The organism is Shimia fortis, assembly GCF_040225985.1.
In the GTDB taxonomy this organism is placed as follows: Bacteria; Pseudomonadota; Alphaproteobacteria; order Rhodobacterales; family Rhodobacteraceae; genus Shimia.
In genome coordinates this window covers 44,482-67,435 of the sequence record NZ_JBBPEU010000009.1, presented here as the reverse complement: position 1 = coordinate 67,435, position 22,954 = coordinate 44,482, and the positions used below count along the sequence as shown (strand labels likewise).

General features: G+C 60.7%; 30 protein-coding genes. 24 read left to right on the top strand and 6 right to left on the bottom strand.

Annotated features, from left to right (window positions below):
• Positions 1-7 precede the first annotated feature (7 nt).
• From ccoO to WNE31_RS13880, 4 genes are all read left to right on the top strand, one after another.
• A complete protein-coding gene (ccoO, locus tag WNE31_RS13895) occupies positions 8-736 on the top strand; it encodes a cytochrome-c oxidase, cbb3-type subunit II (protein WP_349980462.1) in 729 nt (242 codons plus the stop codon).
• A gap of 12 nt (positions 737-748) precedes the next feature.
• Positions 749-934, top strand: coding sequence for a cbb3-type cytochrome c oxidase subunit 3 (locus tag WNE31_RS13890; protein WP_349980461.1), 186 nt, complete (start codon positions 749-751; stop codon positions 932-934).
• On the top strand, positions 931-1,815 hold the full coding sequence (gene ccoP, locus WNE31_RS13885) for a cytochrome-c oxidase, cbb3-type subunit III (RefSeq protein ID WP_349980460.1): 885 nt from the start codon (positions 931-933) through the stop codon (positions 1,813-1,815). Before WNE31_RS13890 ends, ccoP begins: the two co-directional genes overlap by 4 nt.
• 372 nt (positions 1,816-2,187) lie before the next feature.
• On the top strand, positions 2,188-3,069 hold the full coding sequence (locus WNE31_RS13880) for a LysR family transcriptional regulator (RefSeq protein ID WP_349980459.1): 882 nt from the start codon (positions 2,188-2,190) through the stop codon (positions 3,067-3,069).
• On the opposite strand, the gene WNE31_RS13875 is transcribed toward WNE31_RS13880, so the two are convergent.
• Positions 3,066-3,764 (bottom strand): DUF2270 domain-containing protein, encoded by a 699-nt coding sequence (locus WNE31_RS13875; protein ID WP_349980458.1) that lies wholly within the window; start codon positions 3,762-3,764, stop codon positions 3,066-3,068. The two genes, WNE31_RS13880 and WNE31_RS13875, sit on opposite strands and share 4 nt — an antisense overlap.
• A gap of 379 nt (positions 3,765-4,143) precedes the next feature.
• On the opposite strand from WNE31_RS13875, the gene ccoG reads away from it, so the two are divergent.
• The 4 genes from ccoG to ccoS are packed head-to-tail and all read left to right on the top strand — an operon-like array spanning position 4,144 to position 8,393.
• Positions 4,144-5,574 (top strand): cytochrome c oxidase accessory protein CcoG, encoded by a 1,431-nt coding sequence (gene ccoG / locus WNE31_RS13870; RefSeq protein ID WP_349980457.1) that lies wholly within the window; start codon positions 4,144-4,146, stop codon positions 5,572-5,574.
• Positions 5,574-6,035, top strand: a complete 462-nt coding sequence (locus tag WNE31_RS13865) for a FixH family protein (RefSeq protein WP_349980454.1) — start codon at positions 5,574-5,576, stop codon at positions 6,033-6,035. Before ccoG ends, WNE31_RS13865 begins: the two co-directional genes overlap by 1 nt.
• A gap of 4 nt (positions 6,036-6,039) precedes the next feature.
• Positions 6,040-8,226 (top strand): heavy metal translocating P-type ATPase, encoded by a 2,187-nt coding sequence (locus WNE31_RS13860; protein ID WP_349980451.1) that lies wholly within the window; start codon positions 6,040-6,042, stop codon positions 8,224-8,226.
• Between the two features lie 8 nt (positions 8,227-8,234).
• Positions 8,235-8,393 carry a cbb3-type cytochrome oxidase assembly protein CcoS gene (ccoS, locus tag WNE31_RS13855; RefSeq protein ID WP_349980449.1) on the top strand — a complete coding sequence of 53 codons (159 nt, stop codon included), beginning with the start codon at positions 8,235-8,237 and terminating at the stop codon, positions 8,391-8,393.
• A 52-nt stretch (positions 8,394-8,445) separates the two neighbouring features.
• Here the strand turns inward: ccoS and WNE31_RS13850 are convergent, their stop codons facing one another.
• The 3 genes from WNE31_RS13850 to WNE31_RS13840 form a co-directional block, all read right to left on the bottom strand.
• A complete protein-coding gene (locus WNE31_RS13850; RefSeq protein ID WP_349980447.1) occupies positions 8,446-9,135 on the bottom strand; it encodes a fumarylacetoacetate hydrolase family protein in 690 nt (229 codons plus the stop codon).
• Positions 9,136-9,177: 42 nt separating this feature from the next.
• A complete protein-coding gene (locus WNE31_RS13845) occupies positions 9,178-10,542 on the bottom strand; it encodes a D-alanyl-D-alanine carboxypeptidase family protein (protein ID WP_349980445.1) in 1,365 nt (454 codons plus the stop codon).
• A 267-nt stretch (positions 10,543-10,809) separates the two neighbouring features.
• Positions 10,810-11,511: an HAD family hydrolase gene (locus WNE31_RS13840; protein ID WP_349980444.1), complete on the bottom strand. Its 702-nt coding sequence runs from the start codon at positions 11,509-11,511 to the stop codon at positions 10,810-10,812.
• 127 nt (positions 11,512-11,638) lie between these two features.
• Here WNE31_RS13840 and clpS point away from each other — a divergent pair, with 127 nt between their 5' ends.
• From clpS to hemF, 4 genes are all read left to right on the top strand, one after another.
• Complete coding sequence (clpS, locus tag WNE31_RS13835) at positions 11,639-11,977, top strand: ATP-dependent Clp protease adapter ClpS (RefSeq protein ID WP_463407435.1); 339 nt, start codon at positions 11,639-11,641, stop codon at positions 11,975-11,977.
• A 30-nt stretch (positions 11,978-12,007) separates the two neighbouring features.
• A complete protein-coding gene (locus WNE31_RS13830; protein WP_349980443.1) occupies positions 12,008-12,991 on the top strand; it encodes a class I SAM-dependent methyltransferase in 984 nt (327 codons plus the stop codon).
• 43 nt (positions 12,992-13,034) lie between these two features.
• On the top strand, positions 13,035-13,835 hold the full coding sequence (locus WNE31_RS13825) for an SDR family NAD(P)-dependent oxidoreductase (RefSeq protein WP_349980442.1): 801 nt from the start codon (positions 13,035-13,037) through the stop codon (positions 13,833-13,835).
• Between the two features lie 193 nt (positions 13,836-14,028).
• Positions 14,029-14,922 carry an oxygen-dependent coproporphyrinogen oxidase gene (gene hemF, locus WNE31_RS13820; RefSeq protein WP_349980441.1) on the top strand — a complete coding sequence of 298 codons (894 nt, stop codon included), beginning with the start codon at positions 14,029-14,031 and terminating at the stop codon, positions 14,920-14,922.
• A gap of 69 nt (positions 14,923-14,991) precedes the next feature.
• Here hemF and WNE31_RS13815 read toward each other — a convergent pair whose 3' ends face one another.
• Together WNE31_RS13815 and hemC are read right to left on the bottom strand one after the other, a co-directional pair.
• The gene (locus WNE31_RS13815; RefSeq protein ID WP_349980439.1) at positions 14,992-15,555 is read right to left on the bottom strand and encodes a hypothetical protein; all 564 of its coding nucleotides are present in this window, start codon (positions 15,553-15,555) and stop codon (positions 14,992-14,994) included.
• A 165-nt stretch (positions 15,556-15,720) separates the two neighbouring features.
• Positions 15,721-16,680: a hydroxymethylbilane synthase gene (gene hemC, locus WNE31_RS13810; RefSeq protein ID WP_349980437.1), complete on the bottom strand. Its 960-nt coding sequence runs from the start codon at positions 16,678-16,680 to the stop codon at positions 15,721-15,723.
• A 199-nt stretch (positions 16,681-16,879) separates the two neighbouring features.
• On the opposite strand from hemC, the gene hemE reads away from it, so the two are divergent.
• The 12 genes from hemE to rpmD all read left to right on the top strand — a co-directional run bounded on the left by hemE (position 16,880) and on the right by rpmD (position 22,565).
• Entirely contained in the window at positions 16,880-17,914 is a 1,035-nt protein-coding gene (gene hemE, locus WNE31_RS13805; protein WP_349980435.1) for a uroporphyrinogen decarboxylase, read from the top strand.
• 289 nt (positions 17,915-18,203) lie between these two features.
• Positions 18,204-18,401, top strand: coding sequence for a 50S ribosomal protein L29 (rpmC, locus tag WNE31_RS13800; RefSeq protein WP_349980433.1), 198 nt, complete (start codon positions 18,204-18,206; stop codon positions 18,399-18,401).
• Positions 18,402-18,415: 14 nt separating this feature from the next.
• Complete coding sequence (gene rpsQ, locus WNE31_RS13795; RefSeq protein ID WP_349980431.1) at positions 18,416-18,646, top strand: 30S ribosomal protein S17; 231 nt, start codon at positions 18,416-18,418, stop codon at positions 18,644-18,646.
• 98 nt (positions 18,647-18,744) lie between these two features.
• Positions 18,745-19,113 carry a 50S ribosomal protein L14 gene (gene rplN, locus WNE31_RS13790; RefSeq protein ID WP_005621870.1) on the top strand — a complete coding sequence of 123 codons (369 nt, stop codon included), beginning with the start codon at positions 18,745-18,747 and terminating at the stop codon, positions 19,111-19,113.
• Between the two features lies 1 nt (position 19,114).
• Positions 19,115-19,426: a 50S ribosomal protein L24 gene (gene rplX, locus WNE31_RS13785; protein ID WP_349980427.1), complete on the top strand. Its 312-nt coding sequence runs from the start codon at positions 19,115-19,117 to the stop codon at positions 19,424-19,426.
• Entirely contained in the window at positions 19,419-19,979 is a 561-nt protein-coding gene (gene rplE, locus WNE31_RS13780) for a 50S ribosomal protein L5 (protein ID WP_349980425.1), read from the top strand. Before rplX ends, rplE begins: the two co-directional genes overlap by 8 nt.
• A 17-nt stretch (positions 19,980-19,996) precedes the next feature.
• A complete protein-coding gene (gene rpsN / locus WNE31_RS13775; RefSeq protein WP_058289476.1) occupies positions 19,997-20,302 on the top strand; it encodes a 30S ribosomal protein S14 in 306 nt (101 codons plus the stop codon).
• 12 nt (positions 20,303-20,314) lie between these two features.
• A complete protein-coding gene (rpsH, locus tag WNE31_RS13770) occupies positions 20,315-20,704 on the top strand; it encodes a 30S ribosomal protein S8 (RefSeq protein WP_349980422.1) in 390 nt (129 codons plus the stop codon).
• Positions 20,705-20,714: 10 nt separating this feature from the next.
• A complete protein-coding gene (gene rplF / locus WNE31_RS13765) occupies positions 20,715-21,248 on the top strand; it encodes a 50S ribosomal protein L6 (protein ID WP_349980420.1) in 534 nt (177 codons plus the stop codon).
• A gap of 11 nt (positions 21,249-21,259) precedes the next feature.
• Positions 21,260-21,622, top strand: coding sequence for a 50S ribosomal protein L18 (rplR, locus tag WNE31_RS13760; protein WP_349980419.1), 363 nt, complete (start codon positions 21,260-21,262; stop codon positions 21,620-21,622).
• A 175-nt stretch (positions 21,623-21,797) separates the two neighbouring features.
• Complete coding sequence (rpsE, locus tag WNE31_RS13755; RefSeq protein WP_349980417.1) at positions 21,798-22,364, top strand: 30S ribosomal protein S5; 567 nt, start codon at positions 21,798-21,800, stop codon at positions 22,362-22,364.
• A gap of 12 nt (positions 22,365-22,376) precedes the next feature.
• Entirely contained in the window at positions 22,377-22,565 is a 189-nt protein-coding gene (gene rpmD, locus WNE31_RS13750; protein WP_349980416.1) for a 50S ribosomal protein L30, read from the top strand.
• Positions 22,566-22,954: the final 389 nt, after the last annotated feature.

Sequence of the window (22,954 nt, the reverse complement as noted above, 5' to 3'; positions counted from 1 at the left end):
TCGAACTATGGGAATTCTCGATAAACACAAGGTCCTCGAGACCAACGCGACACTCCTTCTGGTCTTCAGCTTTCTGGTTGTTACCATCGGTGGTATCGTGCAGATCGCTCCGCTGTTCTGGCTGGAAAACACCATCGAAGAGGTCGAGGGCATGCGCCCCTACACCCCTCTCGAACTGGCCGGTCGTGAAGTCTACATCCGCGAAGGCTGCTATGTCTGCCACTCGCAGATGATCCGTCCGATGCGCGACGAGGTAGAACGCTATGGTCACTACTCGCTGGCCGCGGAATCCATGTATGACCACCCCTTCCAGTGGGGCTCCAAGCGGACAGGTCCCGACCTGGCGCGCGTGGGCGGTCGTTACTCGGATGACTGGCACGTAGACCACCTGCGCGATCCGCAGTCGGTTGTGCCGGAATCGGTGATGCCGAAATACGGCTTCCTCGAGCGCAAGCTGATCGATGGCAAGTATATCGGTGACATCATGGCCACCAACGCCATCGTCGGTGTTCCCTACACCGAGGACATGATTGCGAACGCGCAGGCTGACTTTGCGGCGCAAGCTGATCCCGACAGCGACTATGACGGTCTGCTGGAACGCTATGGCGAAAAGGTCAACGTCCGCAACTTTGACGGCCAGCCCGGTGTGTCCGAAATGGATGCCATGGTCGCTTATTTGCAGATGCTGGGCACGCTGGTTGATTTCTCGACCTTCACCCCTGACGCGTCGCGGTAAGGAGCAGGGAAGATGGAAACATATTCCTTCCTGCGAGAGTTCGCCGACAGCTGGATGCTGCTGTTCCTGTTCCTGTTCTTCATTGGTGTGATCGTCTGGGTTTTCCGCCCGGGCGCCACCAAGGAGTACAGCGACACCGCAGACATTCCGTTCCGGCACGAAGACAAACCCGCCACGGATGAGGAGGCGAGGACATGAGTAAAAAACCTGTACAAAAAGGCAACCAGGTCGAAACGACTGGTCACAGCTGGGACGGGATTGAAGAGTATAACAACCCTTTGCCGAAATGGTGGGTCTATATCTTCTACGCCTGTATCGTCTGGGGCATTGGTTACACCATCGCATATCCGGCATGGCCGGGGATCCAAAGCGCAACTGCGGGCGTTCTCGGGTGGTCCACCCGTGCGAACGTCGCGGCCGACATCGAACAGGCTGCGGAAAAGCTGGCCCCGATCAACGCCAAGCTGGAAGCGGCTGAGTTGACCGCAATCCAGTCGGACGCCGAACTGAACGCCTATGCGGTGTCGGCGGGTGCGGCCGTGTTCAAGACCTGGTGCGCCCAGTGTCACGGATCCGGTGCTGCCGGCGCGGTTGGCTATCCCAACCTGCTGGACAACGACTGGCTGTGGGGTGGCGACATCGAAGCCATTCACGCCACGATCAGCCACGGGATCCGCAACGAGGATGACGACGATGCGCGTTACTCCGAGATGCCGGCCTTTGGTGAATTGCTCGAGCCTGCCGAAGTCGAACAGGTCGTCAATTTCGTGATGACCCTGTCGGGCGGCGAAGCCAAGGATGCGTCCTTGGTCGAAGCGGGTGCCGTTGTGTACGAAGACAACTGCTCTGCGTGCCACATGGAAGACGGCTCTGGTGACCGTGAACAAGGGGCACCGAACCTGACCGACGCGATCTGGCTCTATGGCGGCAGCTACGAGGACATCCTCGAAACTGTCAACTATAGCCGCTACGGCGTGATGCCGCCGTGGTCGGCGGATGCGTCTGAAGCAGGTCGTCTGACCGAAGCGCAGGTGCGCGCGGTCTCTGTCTACGTCCATCAGCTGGGCGGCGGCGAGTAAACACATCCCTAAAGGGCGGCGCATCACCTGCGCCGCCCTTTTTCCTATTCCGAACCTTGCGGGGTTTGGTCTGGACACCGGCTTTCCGTCCTGTTCGCGCGTTTCCTGGAAAGCCGGTGCTTCCTTTTTCCTCAGAACAATCCAGCCAGAAACCCCCACAGCCCTTTGCGCCGCGGCACAATGGATTTTGTTCTGGGCGCATCTAGCGGTGAAAACTCGGTGCCTCTCAGAAAGGTCGCGGTCTGAAAGGATTTGGCAAAGATTAGTAACATGTCCGTTGTCCTGTTCTGGTGTAATCCTTGTTGATAATTGGATGTTTTGCCTTCACTCTGCGAGTCAGGAACATTTTTAACGTGTAAGTTGCAGTTACATATGGATTGGCGCAGCCTTCCCCCGCTCAGCGCGCTGCGCGCTTTCGCGGCCTTTGCAGAAAAGGGCTCGGTGCAATCCGCCGGTGCGGCCCTGAATGTCAGCCATGCCGCGATCAGCCAGCAAATCCGCAATCTGGAAACGCATCTTGGCCTGGGCCTGCTGGACCGCTCGGGGCGGGCGGCGGTTTTAACGCTTGAGGGGCGTCAATTGGCCGAGGCTTTGCTGAGCGGGTTTGAAGTGATGGCGCAGCGTGTCGAGGAACTGACATCGCAGCAGACCGTGCGCGCCTTGCATGTTGCGACAACCCCGGCTTTCGCGACGCATTGGCTCGTGCCGCGCCTGCCCGAGTTCCGCGCCAAACACCCCGAAATTGACATCATGATTGATCCCAACCCGGCCCTGACCGATCCCACGCCGGGCGGCGTCGACATTTGTGTGCGCTATGGAGACGGGCGTTGGTCCGGATTCGACACGGAAGAGCTTTTGCCGTCGTCCATTGTCGTAATCGCGGCGCCATCCCTGATCGCGGGGCGCCAGATCACGACCCCCGCCGATCTGGCACAGTTTCCGTGGCTGCAGGAATTCGGCACCTCGGAAAGTACCGAATGGTTAAGGAAGCACGGGGTTGACGAGGGCACCGCGCGGGGCGGGATGGTGCATTTGCCGGGCAATCTGTTGACGCAGGCCGCCTGCAACGGACAAGGTGTTGCCGTGACCGCCCGCGCCTGGGTCGAAGACGACCTTGCCACGGGTGCCGTGACCCTGCTGTTCGAGGATGCGCGCGAGAAAGGGTATCACATTGTCACCCATCCCACGGCGTTGCGCCCTGCGGCGCGGTCCTTTCGGGCGTGGCTGCGCAAACTCGCCACGCCGCGCGCCTAACCCATCGCGCTGTCAGTCTTGCGCAGGGCGGCCCGTTTTGCATCGTTGCGGTCGCTCCAGATTGCCAGCCCGCTCCAGGCCAGCATATAGGCCGCGCCGAACCCGATGATAAATTCGCCGGGCAACGGCCCCACATCCGCACGCCGGAACGCCTCTTCCCAGCTTGTGACGGCGGTCGGATGCACCGCGATCTTGCCGGCAAAGGCCATGGACTGGATCAGCAGGATCCACAGGTAATTGCGCCGGATGCGCCGCCCCACCGCAGTAAGGTAATCCACGTGATAGCGTGGCTTGAGGTAATCATTGGCCAGAACCTTCTGCCAGTTTTCCTCAAGATGCAGGTTCCCGTCATACAGCATCGGCGCATAGAAATGGGTCTCGATCCAGCGCGCCCGCGCCCGCCAGACATTGAAATACCGATAGCGCCGCGCCTCCAGCATCAGGAAAAAAATGATCAGCACGCCCACCAGCACCAGCGGCAGGGGCGAGGCGTCAGGCGATGCAAAGGAAATCGACAGGGCAACGCCCAGCGTCACCACCGCCCAGTTGGTCGTCGTATCCAGCCGCGTGCGCCAGATGGTGCTGCGATAGACCTCGCCGCGATACAAATGCGCCACGGCCCCGATCTCGGCAGATTCGAGCGTTTTACGCTCGTCGTTCAATTCGGAAATCTCTCCCGCCTCCCTTTCGGACAAAAAATTTCCGCTCCCTGCGTGAATAATGCACGTCGTTTGATCTGGGTCAAAGGACAAACGTCCGGAATCAATCAGTCTGAAAGCAACCTTGGTGCAGACATGCGCTGTATCGGGGAGGAGATTGCCAGCGGAATTATCCGCTGACAACATGGTGTCGGCTTTCCGTCCTGTTCGCGCGTTTCCTGGAAAGCCGACACCGTTTCATACAAAATATCACATCTGGATACATCTTCAAGCCCGGTGCCGCCGCGCGGTTTGGTCGCCACGACAGGGCTGGAAAAGCTGTATCTGAAAAACATAATTTGACCCATGTCAAAGCCATTGCACCGGCAAGGCGTCAAAAGACAATCAGTGAATTCTAAATGCGCGAGTGATTCCAGTGAGCAGCACCGATAACGAGCCAGGCCTTTACGCCGCCCGAGAACCGATTTTCCCCAAACGGGTCAGCGGGAAGTTCCGTAATCTGAAATGGATCATCATGGCGGTGACGCTGGGGATTTATTACCTGACGCCGTGGATTCGCTGGGATCGCGGGCCCAGCCTGCCGGATCAGGCGGTTCTTCTGGACCTTGCCAACCGCCGGTTCTTCTTTTTCATGATCGAGATCTGGCCGCACGAATTCTATTTCGTTGCTGGGCTTCTGGTAATGGCGGGTCTTGGCCTGTTCCTGTTCACTTCGGCGCTGGGGCGGGTCTGGTGCGGCTATGCCTGTCCGCAAACCGTCTGGACCGACCTTTTCATCCTTGTGGAACGCTGGATTGAAGGCGACCGCAACGCGCGCCTGCGCCTGCATCGTCAGAAAAAATGGGACTTCCGCAAGGTCCGACTGCGCCTGATCAAATACCTGTCCTGGGTGGCGATCGCCATGGCCACCGGCGGTGCATGGGTGTTCTATTTCACCGATGCCCCGACCCTGATGGTTGATCTGTTCCAGGGAACAGCACACCCGGTCGCCTACACCACCATCGGTGTGATGACCTTTACCACGATTTTCTTCGGCGCCATCGCACGCGAACAGATCTGCATCTATGCCTGCCCGTGGCCGCGGATTCAGGCCGCGATGATGGACGAAGATACACTGACCGTGGGCTACCGAGACTGGCGCGGCGAGCCGCGCAAAGGCTCGGAAGAGGTGCGCAACGGTGCCGAGCAGGGCGACTGCATCAACTGCATGGCCTGTGTGAACGTCTGCCCGATGGGCATCGACATCCGCGAAGGTCAGCAGCTTGAGTGTATCACCTGCGCGCTGTGTATCGACGCCTGTGACGAGATCATGGACAAGATCGGCAAGCCGCGTGGCCTGATCGACTATCTTGCCCTGTCGGACGAAGAAAACGAACGCTCCGGCAAAGAGCCCAAGAACATCTGGAAACACGTGCTGCGCCCGCGTACCATTATGTACACGACGCTCTGGTCACTGGTGGGTGTGGGTCTGGTCGTGGCGCTGTTCATGCGCACTGATATCGACCTGACCGTGGCGCCTGTGCGCAACCCGACCTTCGTGACCATGTCTGACGGCACCATCCGCAACACCTACGAGGTGCGCCTGCGCAACAAACATGGTGAAGAGCGTCCGTTCCGCATTTCGGTCAAGGGCGACCCCGCTCTGCGCGTCAGTCTTGAAGGCACGCCTTATGAAACCGTGAATGTGCCTGCGGATACGATGAAACTGCAACGGGTCTATGTGCTGGCACCGCCGAACTCGACCCCGGCCACATCCAGCCTCACCGATTTCCGCATCTGGGTCGAAGATGTCTCGAACGGCGATCGCGTGTATAAAGACACCACATTCAACGGAAAGGGCAACTGATGTCTGAGGAACGTCAATTCACCGGGCGCCATGCTCTCATGATCTTTGTGGGGGCTTTCGCCATCATCATCACCGTCAACCTGGCGCTGGCCTATAACGCGGTGGCCACCTTTCCGGGCCTCGAGGTCAAGAACTCTTACGTGGCCAGCCAGGAATTCGACCAACGCCGCGACGCGCAGGAATCTCTGGGCTGGAATGTCTCGGCCCAGCATGTCGGAGGTCTGCTGATCCTGTCGATCACCGACGATCTGGGTAAACCTGTCCGTGTCGATGAACTGAACGCCGTGCTGGGGCGGGCGACCCACGTCAAGGACGACATCCAGCCCAGCTTTCAGTTTGACGGCGGCGCCTATGTCGCGCCCATGGCTCTGGCCGATGGCAACTGGAACATCCGCATGACCGCCAAGGCAAAGGACGGCACCGAGTTCCAGCAACGGGTCATCCTGCACGTGAAAGGGTAACACCATGACGGCTGCCATGCGTCCCAGTGCTTCGGCCTGTCCGGCTTGCGCCGCCGCGCCCGCAGCCGAAGCCCTTGCCGAGCAAGAGGCCCAGAAAGACGCGCGTCTCGCGCTGTCCCTGCCCACCATCCACTGTGCCGCCTGTATCTCGGCTGTGGAACGCGAACTTGGCAAACAGCCGGGCGTGAAATCGGCGCGCGTAAACCTGACCCTGAAACGCGCCACGATCGAGGCCGATCATGATGTGACCGCGCAGGATCTGGTCACGGTGCTGGATGGCATTGGCTACGAGGCGCATGAACTGGACGCCGGCACCCTGTCCGCCACCGAAAACGACAAGGCGGGCCGCGACCTTCTGATGCGTCTGGCCGTGGCGGGCTTTGCATCCATGAACGTGATGCTTCTGTCCGTGTCGGTCTGGTCCGGTGCCGAGGCCGCCACCCGCGACATGTTCCACTGGATTTCGGCGGCCATCGCCCTGCCCACGATTGTGTTCGCAGGCAAGCCTTTCTATGTGAACGCATGGTCCGCGCTCAAGAACGGGCGCCTGAACATGGATGTGCCGATTGTGCTGGCCATTGTGCTGGCGGTTGTCACCTCGCTCTGGGAAACCTCGCTTTCGGGCGAACATGCCTATTTCGACGCCGCCCTGACGCTGGTCTTCTTCCTGCTGAGTGGCCGTTACCTTGATCACCGCACCCGCGCCGTGGCCCGGTCCGCAGCCGAGGAACTGGCCGCGCTCGAGGTGCCCCGCGCCATTCGGATCGAAGATGGCGAGGAAACGACCGTGCAGGTTGCCGAGCTCGCCGTCGGAGACCTGATCCTCGTGCGCCCCGGCGGGCGTATGCCGGTGGATGGCGACATCGTCGAGGGCCAGTCCGAACTCGACCGGTCGCTTCTGACCGGGGAAACCCTGCCTGTCTTTGCCGAACCCGGTCAGGGCGTCAGTGCAGGCGAGGTAAACCTGACCGGCCCGCTCGTGATCCGCGCCACCGCCGTGGGGCAGGAAACCAGCCTGCACCGCATGGCCGACCTTGTCGCCATCGCCGAATCCGGCCGCTCGCGCTATACCTCGCTGGCTGACAAGGCTGCGAAACTCTATGCGCCGGGCGTGCATATCCTGTCTGCGCTCGCCTTTGTGGGCTGGTATATCTACACTTGGGATGTGCGCACCGCGCTGAATATCGCCGCTGCCGTTCTGATCATCACCTGCCCCTGTGCTCTGGGGCTGGCAGTGCCTGCCGTGACCACCGCCGCCTCGGGGCGTCTGTTCCGCAAGGGGATGCTGATCAAGCATTCAACCGCGCTGGAACGCCTGGCACAGGTGGATACCGTCGTTTTTGACAAGACCGGCACCCTGACGGCTGGCACTCCCGGTCTGACCAATCTTGACGACCTTGACCGCGAAGACGTGTCGGTGGCTATGGCGCTGGCCATGGGGTCGTCGCACCCGCTGTCGCAGGCCATCGTGACCGCCGCCAATGCCGCCGGGATCAAACCCGCCAAACTGTCCGAGATCGAAGAGGTGCCGGGCTTTGGTACACAGGCCCTGTTGAACGGTCAGCGCGTCCGCCTGGGCCGTGCCGCATGGGTCGGCGCCGATGCCCGCGCCCAGACTTCGGCCTTCCTTGCCTTGCCCGACGGGGCAATTCACGCCTTTACCTTCACCGACACGCTGCGCGATGGCGCGGAAGAGGCCGTGCGCGCCCTGATCGCGGATGGCAAGGATGTCATGCTGATTTCCGGCGATAGCACCGGCGCGGTCGAGGCCCTGGCCAACCGTTTGGGCATCGATAAATGGATCGCCGAGGCCCTGCCCGAAGACAAGGCCGCCAAGGTTCAGGCGCTTGCAGAAGAAGGCAAGCATGTGCTGATGGTCGGGGACGGCCTGAACGACACCGCCGCGTTGGCCGCGGCCCACGTGTCAATTTCGCCCGCCTCGGCGCTGGATGCGGCCCGTGTGGCATCGGACATCGTGCTTCTGGGCGGGGATCTCAGCCCGATTGCCGACGCGCTGTCCACCGCCCGCTCGGCGATCAAGCGTATCCGCGAAAACTTCCGCATTGCCACGGTTTACAACATCATTGCTGTGCCGCTGGCCATTGCGGGCCTGTGTTCGCCCCTGATTGCCGCATTGGCGATGTCGACCTCTTCCATTACAGTCTCACTCAACGCATTGCGGCTGAGGTAAGCACAAAAATGGAAGTCCTGTCTATTCTGATCCCTGTTTCCCTGATCCTTGGGGGCGCGGGTCTGCTGTTTTTCGTATTCACCCTGAAAAGCAACCAGTACAGCGACCCCGAGGGCGACGCGCGCCGCATCCTGAGTGATGAATATGACGACCACCCCAAGCCGTGAGGCTTGGGTCACAGCTGTTCCCAAGGCCCGGCCCCGCGCCGGGCTTTGTGCTTTATGAAAAGGTAACGGTGGCGGGGCTCAGCCCCGCGATCTCGACCGTGCAGGTCTGGCCGGGCGCAATGGCCCCAACCCCCGCAGGGGTGCCGGTCATGATCAGGTCGCCGGGGGCCAGCGTGACAAGCCGTGACAGGAAGGCAATGATTTGATCCGTGGGCCAGATCATCTCGGACAGGTCTCCGTCCTGCCGTAGTTCTCCCTCCACTGAACAAGTGATCCGCCCGGACGTCATCGGCCCGGTTTCCGGGGCGGCGTGCAGCGCGCCGATCACCGCTGAGGCATCAAACCCTTTGGCCATGTCCCACGGACGACGCATCTCTTTGGCTTCGGCCTGAAGATCGCGCCGCGTCAGGTCATTGCCCGCGCCATAGCCCCAGATGTGCCGCGCGGCATCCGCAGCGGCGATCTCTGCGCCACCGGTGCCGATGGCCACGACCAGCTCCGCCTCGTGATGCAGATTCTCGGTGGCCTTCGGAAAGGGCAGGGTCACCCCCGAGGGCACCGCCGCATCCGCCGGTTTGGTGAAAAAGAACGGCGGGTCGCGATCCGGATCATTGCCCATTTCGCGGGCATGTTCGGCATAGTTGCGTCCGACACAAAAGATCCGGCGCACAGGAAACAAAGCATCTGAACCGGCCACAGGCAGCAGGGACGGGGTGGGGGCGGGAAGAACAAGATCAGCCATGCGCCCAGTCTTGGCGCAGGGCGCCCCGTCCTGCAAGAGGGATCAGGAGGACGGGCCGATGGTCAGGCAGGTGATCTTGCGCGCCTGAAGGCGGCGACAGGCCAGATCTGCGGTCTCGCGGGTCATACCCATGAAATTCGCATCATACCCGCGCGAATTCTTGACCACCTTGCGCAACGTGCCATCCAGCGTGCTCATCTCGGCCAGCGCAGTTTTCAACAGCTGTTTTTCCGCGGCATAGCGGCTCTGGTAGCGCCCGATGTTGATGCCCCAGTGACGCCCGCCCGAGGTGGACAGACGCGTCACAACCTGTGGTTCGGGCGGCGGTTCGGGCACGTTCTTGACCAGAACCAGCGTGCTGTCGCTTTCCTGCGCCTCAAGCAGCGCGGACTGGATATCGTGCTCGATCTCGACGGTGGCGGTGGCCACGGCCACGGGCTGGTTCGCGGGTTCGTTGGCGCGTGGGCGCATCTTGGGCCGCAAGCTCTTGGTGACGGCGGTGGCCACGCGGATCGTCTTCCCGGCGGCGGGTTTGTCATTCCCGGTATAGGCGGGACGCTTTGGTTTGTTCACAGCCACACGGCTGGGCGCGCGCTTGAACCCGAGGTCCAGCAATTCCGCGACCTTGGCATTGCGGCTTGCGGTGGAACGGCCCCCGAACACCGTGGCAATAATACGCTCATTGCCTCGTTCCGCCGACGCCACAAGATTGAACCCCGCCGCCCGCGTGTAGCCGGTCTTGATGCCGTCCGCCCCGCGGTACGCCGCCAGAAGCCGGCGGTTGGTGTTCGACACCTCGCGAATGCCCGCATGGGTCGAGCGGCGCGAGAACAGGTTGTAATATTCGGGATAGTCATAGAACAGGTGCCGCCCCAGCGTGGTCATGTCGCGCGCGGTCGAAAGGTGCCCCGACTCGGTCAGACCATGGGCGTTCTTGAAGGTCGTGTTGGTCATGCCCAACGCCTTGGCCGTGCGGTTCATGCGGCGGGCGAACTTGGCCTCGGACCCCGAGATCGCCTCGCCGATGGCGGTGGCGGCGTCATTGGCGGATTTCACGGCCGCCGCCCGGATCAGATAGCGGAAGGCGATGCGCTGGCCGGGTTTCAGGCCCAGCTTCGAGGGCGGTTCCGCTGCGGCGTTCTTGGAAATACGGACCTTGGTGTCCAGGGAAATCTCGCCGCGCTCGACCGCCTCGAACGCGATGTAGAGTGTCATCATCTTGGTGAGAGAGGCCGGGTGCAGGCGGGTATCCGCATTGCGCGAATGCAGAACTTCGCCCGAGCGCGCATCAATCACCATCGCTGCGTAGGGTGCTGCCGCGACCGACAAGGGAAGACATGCGAGCAGCCAGACTGCCGCCCACAATACGAGCCCCCATCGGGCCGGCTGAGTGTGCCGAACCTTCACGTGAAACTGCCTTTTTCTGCCTCGTGCCGCCGGTTTTTTCCGGTCTGGCCTGTTGTTTTCTACAGCAAGGCTAACACAGGCGCGGCACCGAATAAACCCCTTGCAAACAGGGAAAACATTCACGTCACGCAAATGGGAACTCAAGATTTTGGGGGGCTGTCGGGGCAGGCCCCAACACTGGCGATTGTGGCGAAAATGGGGCGCGGCGCGCCCTCGATTCAAAGATTCGTGTCAAAGTCACGTTTTGGGATGGCGCGACAGAGTCGCCTATCCGATCTCGCGTACCAGATTGGGCAGACCGCCCAGTGTGTCCAGCGCGCGGTATCGCGGCTCGGCGACCGGCGGCTCGGCATGTTCCAGCTCCCATGTCAGGCCGTGCGGCACATAAACGCCCCAGCTTCCGGCCTTGATCGCGGGCACCACGTCGGATTTCATGGAATTGCCCACCATCATCGCGTGATGCGCGCCGTCCGCGTGGCGGTCGAACACCGTTTGATAAATCTCCGGCGTCTTGTGCGACACGATCTCGACCCAGTCGAAAAGATCGCCCAATCCTGACTGCGCCAGCTTGCGTTCCTGATCCAGCAGGTCACCCTTGGTGATCAGGATGATGCGATAGTCGCGGGCCAGGTCCCCGACCACCTCCTGCACATCGGGCAGCAATTCGATCGGGTGGCGCAACATCTCGCGCCCGGCCGCCATCAACTCGGCAATCACCGAGGCCGGAACCCGTTCCTCGGTCACTTCGATCGCGGTCTCGATCATCGACAGGACAAACCCCTTGATGCCGAAACCATAGTGCCCCACGTTGCGCTTTTCCGCTTCGAGCAGGCGCTGTTCAAGGTGATCCTGCGCCACGTAGTCCGCCAGCAATTCGGCAAACCGTTCCTGCGTGATGCGAAAGAACCGCTCGTTATGCCAAAGCGTGTCATCCGCGTCGAAGCCGATGGTGGTGAGGTGTCTGGGCATGGTTTTTCTTGTTCCGCCTGCGTCCCGAGCGGGGCCTCTCCTGTAATATTGGGCCCGAGGCTCTTTTCTAACGCAACTGAGAGGTTATATAAACCGTCCAATGCTACGAGGGGATTCTGGACCGACCATGCGCAAGCAACCCGTGATCATGTCCGCTGGCAAGGATGACGATGGCGATTTCGGCGTCGCGCTGGAAACGCGCACGCGCACCCGCCGTCCCCCGATGTACAAGGTAATGCTATTGAACGACGACTACACCCCGATGGAATTCGTGGTGCATGTGCTTGAACGGTTCTTTGGCATGACCCACGCGCAGGCCTTCGAGATCATGTTGACCGTGCACAAGAAAGGCGTTGCCGTCGTGGGTGTGTTCAGCCACGAGATCGCCGAAACCAAGGTCACGCAGGTGATGGACATGGCCCGTCGCCACCAGCACCCGCTGCAATGCACCATGGAAAAGGAGTGATCCGCGCCACTGCCGGATCGCAAAAACCACATGTCCCAGTCCCGCCTGTCACTGGCTGTTCACGAGAACGGTCTGAACATTCCTGAAACCGCGCGTATGGCTGTCTTTGCGCCGCGTGTCGGGTTCGATCTCTCGGCGCTGCCGCGCGCCGCGTGCCACATCATCCAGCCACTGAAACCCGATTACGACGCCTTTGCCGCCGCCGGATTTGACTGTGCCGTGCACGAGGACGGTCGCTATGATTTTGCGCTGGTCTGCCTGCCACGGGCCAAGGCGCAGGCGCGTGACCTGATCGCCCGCGCTGTTACCTGCGCGGATACGGTGATCGTGGATGGGCAGAAAACCGATGGTGTCGACAGTCTGTTGAAAGACTGCCGCAAACGCGCCGGGCTGACCGGCAGCCTCGCCAAATCCCATGGCAAGCTGTTCTGGTTCTCGGGCGGAGACTTTGCCGATTGGCGCGCGCCCGACCAGCAAGAGGTTGCGGGCGGGTTTCTCACCGCTGCGGGTGTCTTTTCGGCGGACGGGATCGATCCGGCCTCGGCGCTTCTGGCGCAGCACCTGCCGCAGAAACTGGGCCGCACGGTTGCCGATCTCGGGGCGGGCTGGGGCTATCTCTCGGCGCAGATCCTGCAACATCCCGAGGTCGAGACCCTCTATCTGGTAGAGGCCGACCATGTGGCGCTGGACTGTGCGCGGGCCAATCTTGATGATCCGCGTGCCGCATTCCACTGGGCCGACGCAACCACGTGGCATGCGCGCGCGCGCATGGATACGGTGGTGATGAACCCGCCCTTCCACACCGGGCGCAGCGCCGATCCGGCCCTTGGCGCCGCGTTTATCAAGGCTGCCGCCCGCATGATGGCCCCGGCGGGGCAGCTTTGGATGGTGGCCAACCGGCACCTGCCGTATGAACCCATTCTTGCGTCGCATTTTACCAAGACCGAGGAAATCGCAGGCGATACCCGGTTCAAGGTGCTGTGGGCCGCACGACCATCTCGCGCGCGGACCTGAAACGCCGTAACCTGATCTTTCAGAATCACCCCGGAGACCGCTCATGTCTTTCAACATCTCTGGCAAGACCGCCATCATCACCGGTGCCGCCAATGGCATCGGGCTGGCCGTGGCCCGCCATTTTGCCGATCACGGGGCCAACGTGATGTGCGCCGACATGGACGAAGACCGTCTCGCCGACGAGTTGGGCGCGCAGGGGGAAGACGGCAATATCCGCTATTTCGCGGGCGACCTGCGCGAAAAGCTGACCATCCAGAACCTGCTGTCGGCCACAATCGACGCCTTTGACACGGTGGATATCCTTGTCAATGCCTGCCGGCAGATCGTGCCCACCGATCCGCTGGATTCGGATGATGACTCGGTCGAACTGCTGTTGCAGCAGAACATGCTGACCGCGCTGCGCCTGTCACAATGCGTGGCCAAGCGCATGATCAAACAGGCCGCGGATCGCAGCGAGGGACCGGTCGGGTCGATCGTGAACCTGTCCTCGATCGCCGCCAACCGCGCCCATCCCGAGTTGATGGCCTATTCCGTCTCGAACGCCGCGATGGAACAGATGACCCGCAGCATGGCCGTGGCGCTGGCGCCGCACCGGATCCGGGTCAATGCCGTGGCCTTCGGCTCGGTCATGTCGGCCAGCCTTCAGGAAACGCTGAAAGAGCATCGCGATTTCCGCAATGACATCGAACACCACACGCCGCTGGGCCGGATTGCCTCGGCAACCGAACTGGGCGACGCGGTGCAGTACCTTGCCTCGGAAGCGTCGAGCTTTGTGACCGGACAGGTCATCACCGTGGATGGCGGGCGCACCCTGTTGGATGCGGTCGAAGCGCCCGCGCATTAGGGCGGCGGGCTTCTCCAACCCGGTAGATCGTTGGGGGCCAGCCCCCAAACCCGATTTAAGATTGGGGGCCAGCCCCCAAACCCCCGAGGTATTTCACCCAAGAAAAAGACAGGTGCGGCTGCGGCCATAGCGCGCTGGCGCATCGGACCTGCGCCTGCTAGCAAAACGGGAACAGGTATCAGGGAGGCGATCCATGAGCGATCAGATGGAGAATGAGAAGGCGCGGGCATCCGCATGGTTCCGTGAGTTGCGCGATCAGATCGTGGCCGCGTTCGAGGGGCTCGAGGACAGCCACGCCACCGGACCCTTTGCCGACCAGGCGCCGGGCCGGTTCGAAGTGACCGAAACTAAGCGGGCCAGCGCCGACGGGTCGGACGCGGGGGGCGGGCTCATGTCGGTGATGCGCGGCGGGCGCGTGTTCGAGAAGATCGGCGTGAATGTCTCGACCGTGTACGGCGAATTGGGCGAGCGTGCGCAGGCGGCGATGGCGGCGCGCAAGGGGCTGCCCGGCATGAAGGACGATCCGCGCTTCTGGGCCAGTGGCATCAGCCTTGTCGCCCATATGCAAAACCCCCATTGCCCGGCGGTGCATATGAACACACGCATGTTCTGGACCCCGCATGGCTGGTGGTTCGGGGGCGGGTCGGATCTGAACCCCTGCCTGGAATATGACGAGGACACCGCGCATTTCCACGACGTGCAGAAGGCGCATTGTGACCGGCACGATCCCGGGCATTATCCCCGATTCAAGGCCTGGGCGGACGAGTATTTCTATGTGCCCCACCGCAACCGCGCCCGTGGCGTCGGCGGTATTTTCCTTGATGATTACAACACCGGCGACTGGGAGGCGGATTTCGCCTTCATCCAGGATGTCGGGCGCGCCTTCCTGCCGGCCTTTGTGCCGCTGACCGAAAAACGGCGGGTGCAGGATTTCGGCACGGCCGAGAAGGATGCGCAGCTCGTGCATCGCGGGCTATATGCGGAATACAACCTTGTCTATGACCGTGGCACCAAGTTCGGGCTGGAAACCGGCCATGATGCCAACGCGGTGTTGATGAGTCTGCCGCCATTGGCCAAGTGGGTCTGACACAGGGCTGACACGGCAAAACGGCGGGGGATTGTCCCGCCGTTTGTCATTTGGAAAGGGTGCGCGCCGTTACGACTGTGCGATGCGGATGTTGCGGCAGAGTTGGCGGTGCATCATCTCGATCTCGGCATAGGGGCCGCGCAGGGCGGTGATCTCGTCGCTGGTGCCCGCCAGTTTCACCCGCAGCCGCGAAGGGGTGCCCGGGGTCTCGGCCTTTTTCACGTACAGACTCTTGATGTGGCGCAGCGGGATGCGACGGCTTGACCGCAGGTTGCCGCGCCGGTCCAGTTTGGAGATGCACAGGTCCTGGCGCATCGGATCGAACATGACCTCGCTGCGGTGGCCACGCATGGCAAAGGAATAAACCGCCAGACCAATACAGGAAAAGGCAACCGAAAGCAGGGCTTTGGTCACGGTGGGGTTTCCGGCAAAGCTCGCGTTGGGGACAAGGTGCTGGATAAAGGCACCAAGAATGATCACGATCCCGACAAACCGCACGATGGCCTCGTTTCGGGTTGTGTGGCGGAAATGACCGTCCACCTCGCGGGCGGCAAAACCGTTTTCACCGGCGGTTGCGGCCAGTGTCTGGTATCCGGCGACATCCATCACGTTTCGTCCAACAGGTGCGTTCATGGCTGAGTTCCCCTTTCTGAAGAGCCTGCGCAAAACCCATTAGCACCGCAAAAGGTGGCAGAAATGGGGTGCCGGATGGGCTCATTTTGGGGAAAGAAGGGTTAATTGCCGCTTAATGTACCGATCCCCGCCGCGATTGTTTCACGGCGGGAAACGTAATTCGCGTCAGCCGCGCCAGTCGAAAAAGCCGGGGCCAGCCTTGGCCAGAAGGCTTTCTGCCATCTCTCGGCCCAGCTCTGCGCCCCTGGCAATCGGGGCGGTGCGGTCTTCGCTCAGGGATTCCGACCCGTCTGGCCGCAGGACTTCGCCCCGCAGGCGCAGCATATCGCCGTCCAGCTCGGCCAGCGCCGCAATCGGCGTTTCGCACGACCCGTCCAGCGCAGCCAGAAAGGCGCGTTCCGCCGCCAGCCGCTGACCGGTGGGGGTGTCATGGATCGCGGCCAGCAACCCGGCTGTGTTGTCGTCATCGGCGCGCCGTTCGATGCCGATCGCGCCTTGCGCCACGGCGGGCAGCATCTCTTCAGGGGCAATGGCCGAGGCAGCCACCTCTTTCATGCCCAGACGGCTCAGGCCCGCCATGGCCAGAAACGTGCAATCGGCCACGCCGTCGCCCAGCTTTTTCAGGCGGGTCTGCACGTTGCCACGGAATTCCACGACCGTCAGGTCGGGGCGATAGTTCAGAAGTTGCGCGCGCCGGCGCAGTGACGAGGTGCCCACCACCGCACCCGCAGGCAAGTCTGCCAGCGATTTCGCGTGGGGCGACACAAAGGCATCGCGCGTGTCCTCGCGCGGCAGGTAGGTGTCCAGCAACAGCCCCTCGGGCTGGTCCACCGGCATGTCCTTCATCGAATGCACCGCGATGTCGATCCTGCCCGACAGCAGGTCTTCCTCGATCTCCTTGGTGAACAGCCCCTTGCCGCCCAGATCCTTGAGCGGCTTGTCCTTGGCAATCAGGGCTGCATCGTCGCCGGTGGTCTTGATGATGACGATCTCGAACGCGTCTTCCGGCAGATCGAACGCAGCCATCAGGCGGCGGCGGGTCTCATATGCCTGGGCCAGAGCCAGCGGCGATCCACGGGTGCCGATCTTGAGGGGCGAAGCGGGGGAGGGCAGGGTCAAAGTCATAACGGTTCTCTAATCGCGACAGGGTGTCCTGACAAGCCATCGCCGCTTGACATCGCGACGCGGGTGCCGGACCAAGCAGGGCAAGCGGCCTCGCGAGGTGGGGCCAGTTGAATTCCGGCGCGACAAGGTCCGATTTGTCCCGGTCTGGCATTGACCCATGTCAACGCTGGGCAAAATGGCCAGAGCTATGAGGTGCGACATGACTGAGAAGAAGAAAATCCTGCGGGCACTGGCCGGCGAAACCCTTGAAACGCCCCCGATCTGGATGATGCGCCAGGCGGGTCGCTACCTGCCCGAGTATAAAGCCACCCGCGCCGAGGCCGGAGATTTCCTGTCGCTGTGCTATAACAGCGAACTCGCCGCCGAAGTGACCCTGCAACCGATCCGCCGCTATGGCTTTGACGCCGCGATCCTGTTTGCCGACATCCTGCTGCTGCCGCAGGCGCTGGGCGCCGATCTGTGGTTTGTCACCGGTGAAGGCCCGCGTCTGTCGACGATCGAAACTCAGGCCGACTTCGAGAAACTGACCGGTGTCGAAGGCATCCACGAGACGCTGAACCCGATTTACGAGACCGTCCGCATCCTGCGCCGCGAACTGCCCTCGGAAACCACGCTGATCGGTTTTGCGGGCGCTCCGTGGACTGTCGCCACCTATATGATCGCCGGTCGCGGCACGCCCGACCAAGGCCCCGCGCACAAGCTCAAAGATGAAAACCCCGCGCTGTTCGATCAGGTGATTGATCTGATCACCGAAGGTACTATTGATTATCTCTCGAAACAGATCGAAGCCGGTGCCGAGGTCGTGAAACTGTTCGACAGTTGGGCTGGTTCGCTGAAAGGCGCCGATTTCGACAAATACGCGCTGGAGCCCGCGAAAAAGATCATCGCCGCGCTCAAGGCCAAACACCCCGACACACCCATCATTGCCTTCCCCCGTGGGGCTGGTGAACGTTACGAAGGCTTTGCCAACGCCACCGGCGCCGATTGCGTCGCGCTGGACGATGGTGTCACGCCGGAATGGGCCGCCGCGCACGTCCAGAAAGACGGCTGTGTTCAGGGCAACCTCAAATCCTCGCATATGGTCACCGGCGGCGAGGAACTGGTCACGGAAACCCGCAGGATCGTCGAGGCCTTCGGCAAAGGCCCCCACATCTTCAACCTCGGCCACGGCATCACCCCCGACGCCGACCCCGAGAACGTCCAGTTGATGATCGACACGGTACGGGGAAAGTAAGCCCCGTTCAGAACTCAGAACAAAGTCAGCCCCCTCCCATGGGGAGGGTCGGGGCTGGCCGGCCTTGCCGGCTATTTTGTGACGATTATGGCTGTACCCCATTGGTCATGAATTAAAGGGCTGACAGCCCCAAACTTTCCCTTGCCATCCCCCCATACCAACCGTATAAGCCGCCATCTCGCGGATTCCCGTTCAGGGGATTCGTGTGTTTGTCATTTGTCCATCAGGCAAAAAGGTAACCCCTCACATAACCCAGGGGGCCTTCTGATGTATGAGAAAGGAAAAGGCGATGAACGCCAACGAACTGCGTGATAAGACGCCGGACCAGCTGCGTGAAGAGCTGGCCAATCTTAAGAAAGAATCGTTCAACCTGCGTTTCCAACAGGCCACCGGCCAGCTGGAAAACCCGGCTCGCATCCGTCAGGCACGTCGTGCCGCCGCGCGTGTGAAGACCATCCTGAACGAAAAAGCCAAAGCAGCCGAGTAAGAGGAGCCGAATAGATGCCCAAACGTATCCTGCAAGGCACCGTGACCTCGGACGCCAACGCCCAAACCATCACCGTGTCGGTCGAACGTCGCTTTACCCACCCGGTTCTGAAGAAGACCATTCGTAAGTCCAAGAAATACCGGGCTCACGATGAGAACAACACCTACAAGGTAGGTGATTCTGTTCGTATCATCGAATGCGCACCGCGTTCGAAAACGAAACGCTGGGAAGTTCTGGAAGCCTAAGAGTCTCGCAAGAGACTCCTGGCGACTAAACTTGACAGTTAGTCGAAACCCTGGGGACCACAGCACGCATCGCTGCCCCATAGGTCGGGAGAAACCACATGATCCAGATGCAAACAAACCTGGATGTTGCTGACAACAGCGGCGCGCGCCGTGTGCAGTGCATCAAGGTTCTGGGTGGCTCCAAGCGTAAATACGCATCCGTAGGCGACATCATCGTTGTCTCGGTCAAGGAAGCCATTCCGCGTGGTCGCGTTAAAAAGGGTGACGTCCGCAAGGCCGTCGTCGTACGCACCGCTAAAGAAGTCCGTCGTGAAGATGGCACCGCGATCCGTTTCGATCGCAACGCAGCCGTTATCCTGAACAACAACAACGAGCCGGTCGGTACCCGTATCTTTGGCCCGGTTGTTCGTGAGCTGCGCGCCAAGAACTTCATGAAAATCATCTCGCTCGCCCCGGAGGTGCTGTAAGATGGCTGCTAAACTGAAAAAAGGCGACAAGGTCGTCGTTCTGGCTGGCAAGGACAAAGGCAAAGAGGGCACCATTTCCTCTGTTGACCCCAAAGCCGGCAAAGCCGTCGTGGAAGGTGTGAACATCGCCATCCGCCACACCCGCCAGTCGCAAACCTCGCAAGGTGGCCGCATCCCTCAGGCGATGCCGATCCAGCTTTCGAACCTGGCACTGCTTGACGCAAACGGCAAACCGACCCGCGTTGGCTTCCGCATGGAAGGCGACAAGAAGGTCCGCTTCGCCAAAACCACTGGGGACGTGATCGATGCTTGATGATGCAAACTACACCCCGCGTCTGAAGACCCTCTACAAGGACACCATCCGTGGCGCCCTGAAAGAGGAATTCGGCTACAAGAACGACATGCAGATCCCGCGTCTGGAAAAAATCGTTCTGAACATCGGCTGTGGCCGTGCCGCCGTCAAAGACAGCAAGAAAGCCAAGTCCGCTCAGGCCGACCTGACCCTGATCGCGGGTCAGAAAGCCATGACCACCACGGCGAAAAACTCGATCGCAGGCTTCCGCGTACGCGAAGGCATGCCGATGGGCGCCAAGGTGACCCTGCGCGGTGACCGCATGTACGAATTCCTGGATCGTCTGATCACCATCGCGATGCCCCGCATCCGCGACTTCCGTGGTGTGAAGCCGTCTTTTGATGGCCGCGGCAACTTTGCCACCGGCCTGAAGGAACACATCGTATTCCCCGAAATCGACTTCGACAAAGTTGACGAGAACTGGGGCATGGACATCGTAATCACCACCACCGCCGACACCGACGCGGAAGCAAAGAGCCTGTTGAAAGCCTTCAACATGCCCTTCAACGCGTAAGAGCGGGAGAGGATATCATGGCTAAAAAATCTATGATCGAACGCGAGAAAAAGCGCGAGCGTCTGGTGGCGAAATACGCAGCCAAGCGCGCCGAGCTGAAAGAAATCGCGAATGACGAAAGCCGCCCGATGGAAGAGCGTTTCAAAGCGCGTCTGAAACTGGCGAAACTGCCGCGCAACTCGTCGGCAACCCGTCTGCACAATCGCTGCCAGCTGACCGGCCGTCCGCACGCTTACTATCGTAAGCTGAAGATCAGCCGTATCGCTCTGCGGGAACTGGGCTCGAATGGCCAGATCCCCGGCATGGTTAAATCGAGCTGGTAAGGAGAGAACGATATGAACGATCCTATCGGTGATATGCTGACCCGTATCCGCAACGGCCAGATGCGTGGCAAGTCGACCGTCTCGACCCCCGCTTCGAAACTGCGCGGCTGGGTTCTGGATGTGCTGGCTGACGAAGGCTACATCCGCGGCTACGAAAAGTCTGAAGAGAACGGCCACCCGGCGTTCGAAATCAGCCTGAAATACTACGAAGGCACTCCTGTCATTCGCGAAGTGAAGCGGGTTTCGAAACCTGGCCGTCGCGTTTACATGAGCGTCAATGACATTCCCACCGTCCGTCAGGGCCTCGGCGTGTCGATTGTCTCCACCTCGAAAGGTGTGATGTCGGATGCAAGCGCACGTGCCAACAATGTTGGCGGCGAAGTGCTCTGCACGGTCTTCTAAGGAGAACGCAATGTCTCGTATTGGTAAAAAACCGGTCGAGCTGCCCAGCGGCGTAACGGCCTCTGTCTCCGGCCAGACCATCGAAATCAAAGGTCCGAAAGACACCCAGTCCTTCACCGCAACTGACGATGTCACGCTTGCAGTCGAAGACAACACTGTGACCGTGACTCCGCGTGGCAAGTCCAAGCGCGCACGTCAGCAGTGGGGCATGTCGCGCACCATCGTTGCCAACATGGTGACCGGTGTGACTTCGGGCTTCAAAAAAGAACTCGAGATCAACGGCGTTGGGTATCGTGCGCAGATGCAGGGCAATGTCCTGAAACTGTCGCTCGGCCTGTCGCACGACGTGAACTTCGAAGTGCCGGCCGGCGTGACCGTGACCGCACCGAAGCCCACCGAGATCATCATCGAGGGCACCGACGCACAACTCGTCGGCCAGGTTGCGGCCAACATCCGCGAATGGCGCAAGCCCGAGCCCTATAAGGGCAAAGGCATCAAGTACAAAGACGAGTACATCTTCCGCAAGGAAGGCAAGAAGAAGTAAGGACCAGCAAAATGGCAAACAGCAAACGGGAACTGTTCCTCAAGCGCCGCCTGCGCGTCCGGAACAAACTTCGCAAGATCAATGGCGACCGCAAGATGCGTCTTTCGGTACACCGTTCGAACAAGAACATCAGCGCTCAGCTGATCGACGATCGCAACGGCGTGACGGTGGCTTCGGCTTCGTCGCTGGAAAAAGATCTTGGTGTGGTTGGCAAAAACAACATCGACGCAGCCACCAAAGTGGGTGCAGCGATCGCGGAACGTGCCACCAAAGCAGGCGTGACCGAAGCATACTTCGATCGCGGCGGCTTCCTCTTCCACGGCAAAGTGAAGGCTCTGGCCGACGCTGCGCGTGAAGGCGGCCTGAAAGTCTAAGGATGCGTGCAGCCCGAAAAGTGGGAACCGGTTTTCGGACGAAGCTGCGCGATCAATAGAAAAGAGGGGGACGTCCGCGTCCCCCCGATGATCCGGGTCGGGCGGTCCTGTGCCGCCCTTCACTTGGATTGGATTTAACGGCGCCTGTCGCGCCAGAAATACAAAGGAATGCCGAATGGCAGAACGTGAAAACCGCCGCGGCCGTGGCCGTCGCGAAGAAGAAGCACCGGAATTTGCCGACCGCCTGGTCGCGATCAACCGCGTCTCGAAAACCGTAAAAGGTGGTAAGCGCTTCGGCTTTGCCGCTCTGGTTGTCGTAGGTGACCAAAAAGGCCGCGTTGGCTTTGGTAAAGGTAAAGCGAAAGAGGTCCCCGAGGCCATCCGCAAAGCCACCGAGCAAGCCAAGCGTCAAATGATCCGCGTCCCCCTGAAAGAGGGCCGCACCCTGCACCACGACATCGAAGGCCGTCACGGCGCCGGCAAAGTGGTCATGCGCACCGCACCGGAAGGTACCGGGATCATCGCAGGTGGTCCGATGCGTGCCGTTTTCGAAATGCTGGGCGTCAAAGACGTTGTTTCGAAATCGATCGGTTCGCAGAACCCCTACAACATGATCCGCGCCACCATCGACGGTCTGCAGAAAGAAAGCAGCCCCCGTCAGGTTGCGGCACGTCGTGGCAAGAAAGTTGCCGACATCCTGAAAAAGGATGACGCACCGGCAGCCGAAGCCGCAGAAGCGTAAGGAGAGCGATCCATGGCTAAAACCATCGTTGTCAAACAGGTCGGTTCGCCGATCCGTCGCCCCGCAGAACAGCGCGCCACGCTGATCGGTCTGGGCCTCAACAAGATGCACAAGACCCGTGAACTGGAAGACACCCCGTCTGTTCGCGGCATGGTCAACAAGATCCCGCATCTGGTCGAGATCATCGAAGAGCGCGACTAAGCGTTTGGGTTCGGTGGGTTGCAAACCCACCCTACGGCAATAATAAAGAACGCCCCGCTGGAAACAGTGGGGCGTTTTTCTGTGTTCTTCCCAGAAGAATCGCTGCACCGTACCCGAGTTTAACCTCTGAGTTGCGACTCGCATTTGCAATTGTTAACATTCCGTTACTTCACAGCCAAATAACTGGAGTGGATTTATGTTCAAAATTCTTGCAAGTGCATTTTTGATTGTCTCAATTACCTCACCATACGCTCAAGCCAAAGCCATGATGTATAAAACGGGCGTGCAAACAGTTGATGTTGTTATGCATGGAGGAGGGTGCCGCAAAGACTCGCCTCCGGGGCAGTGCTGTTATGCAGGCTCGAAACCTTACCACTGCCATTAATTTT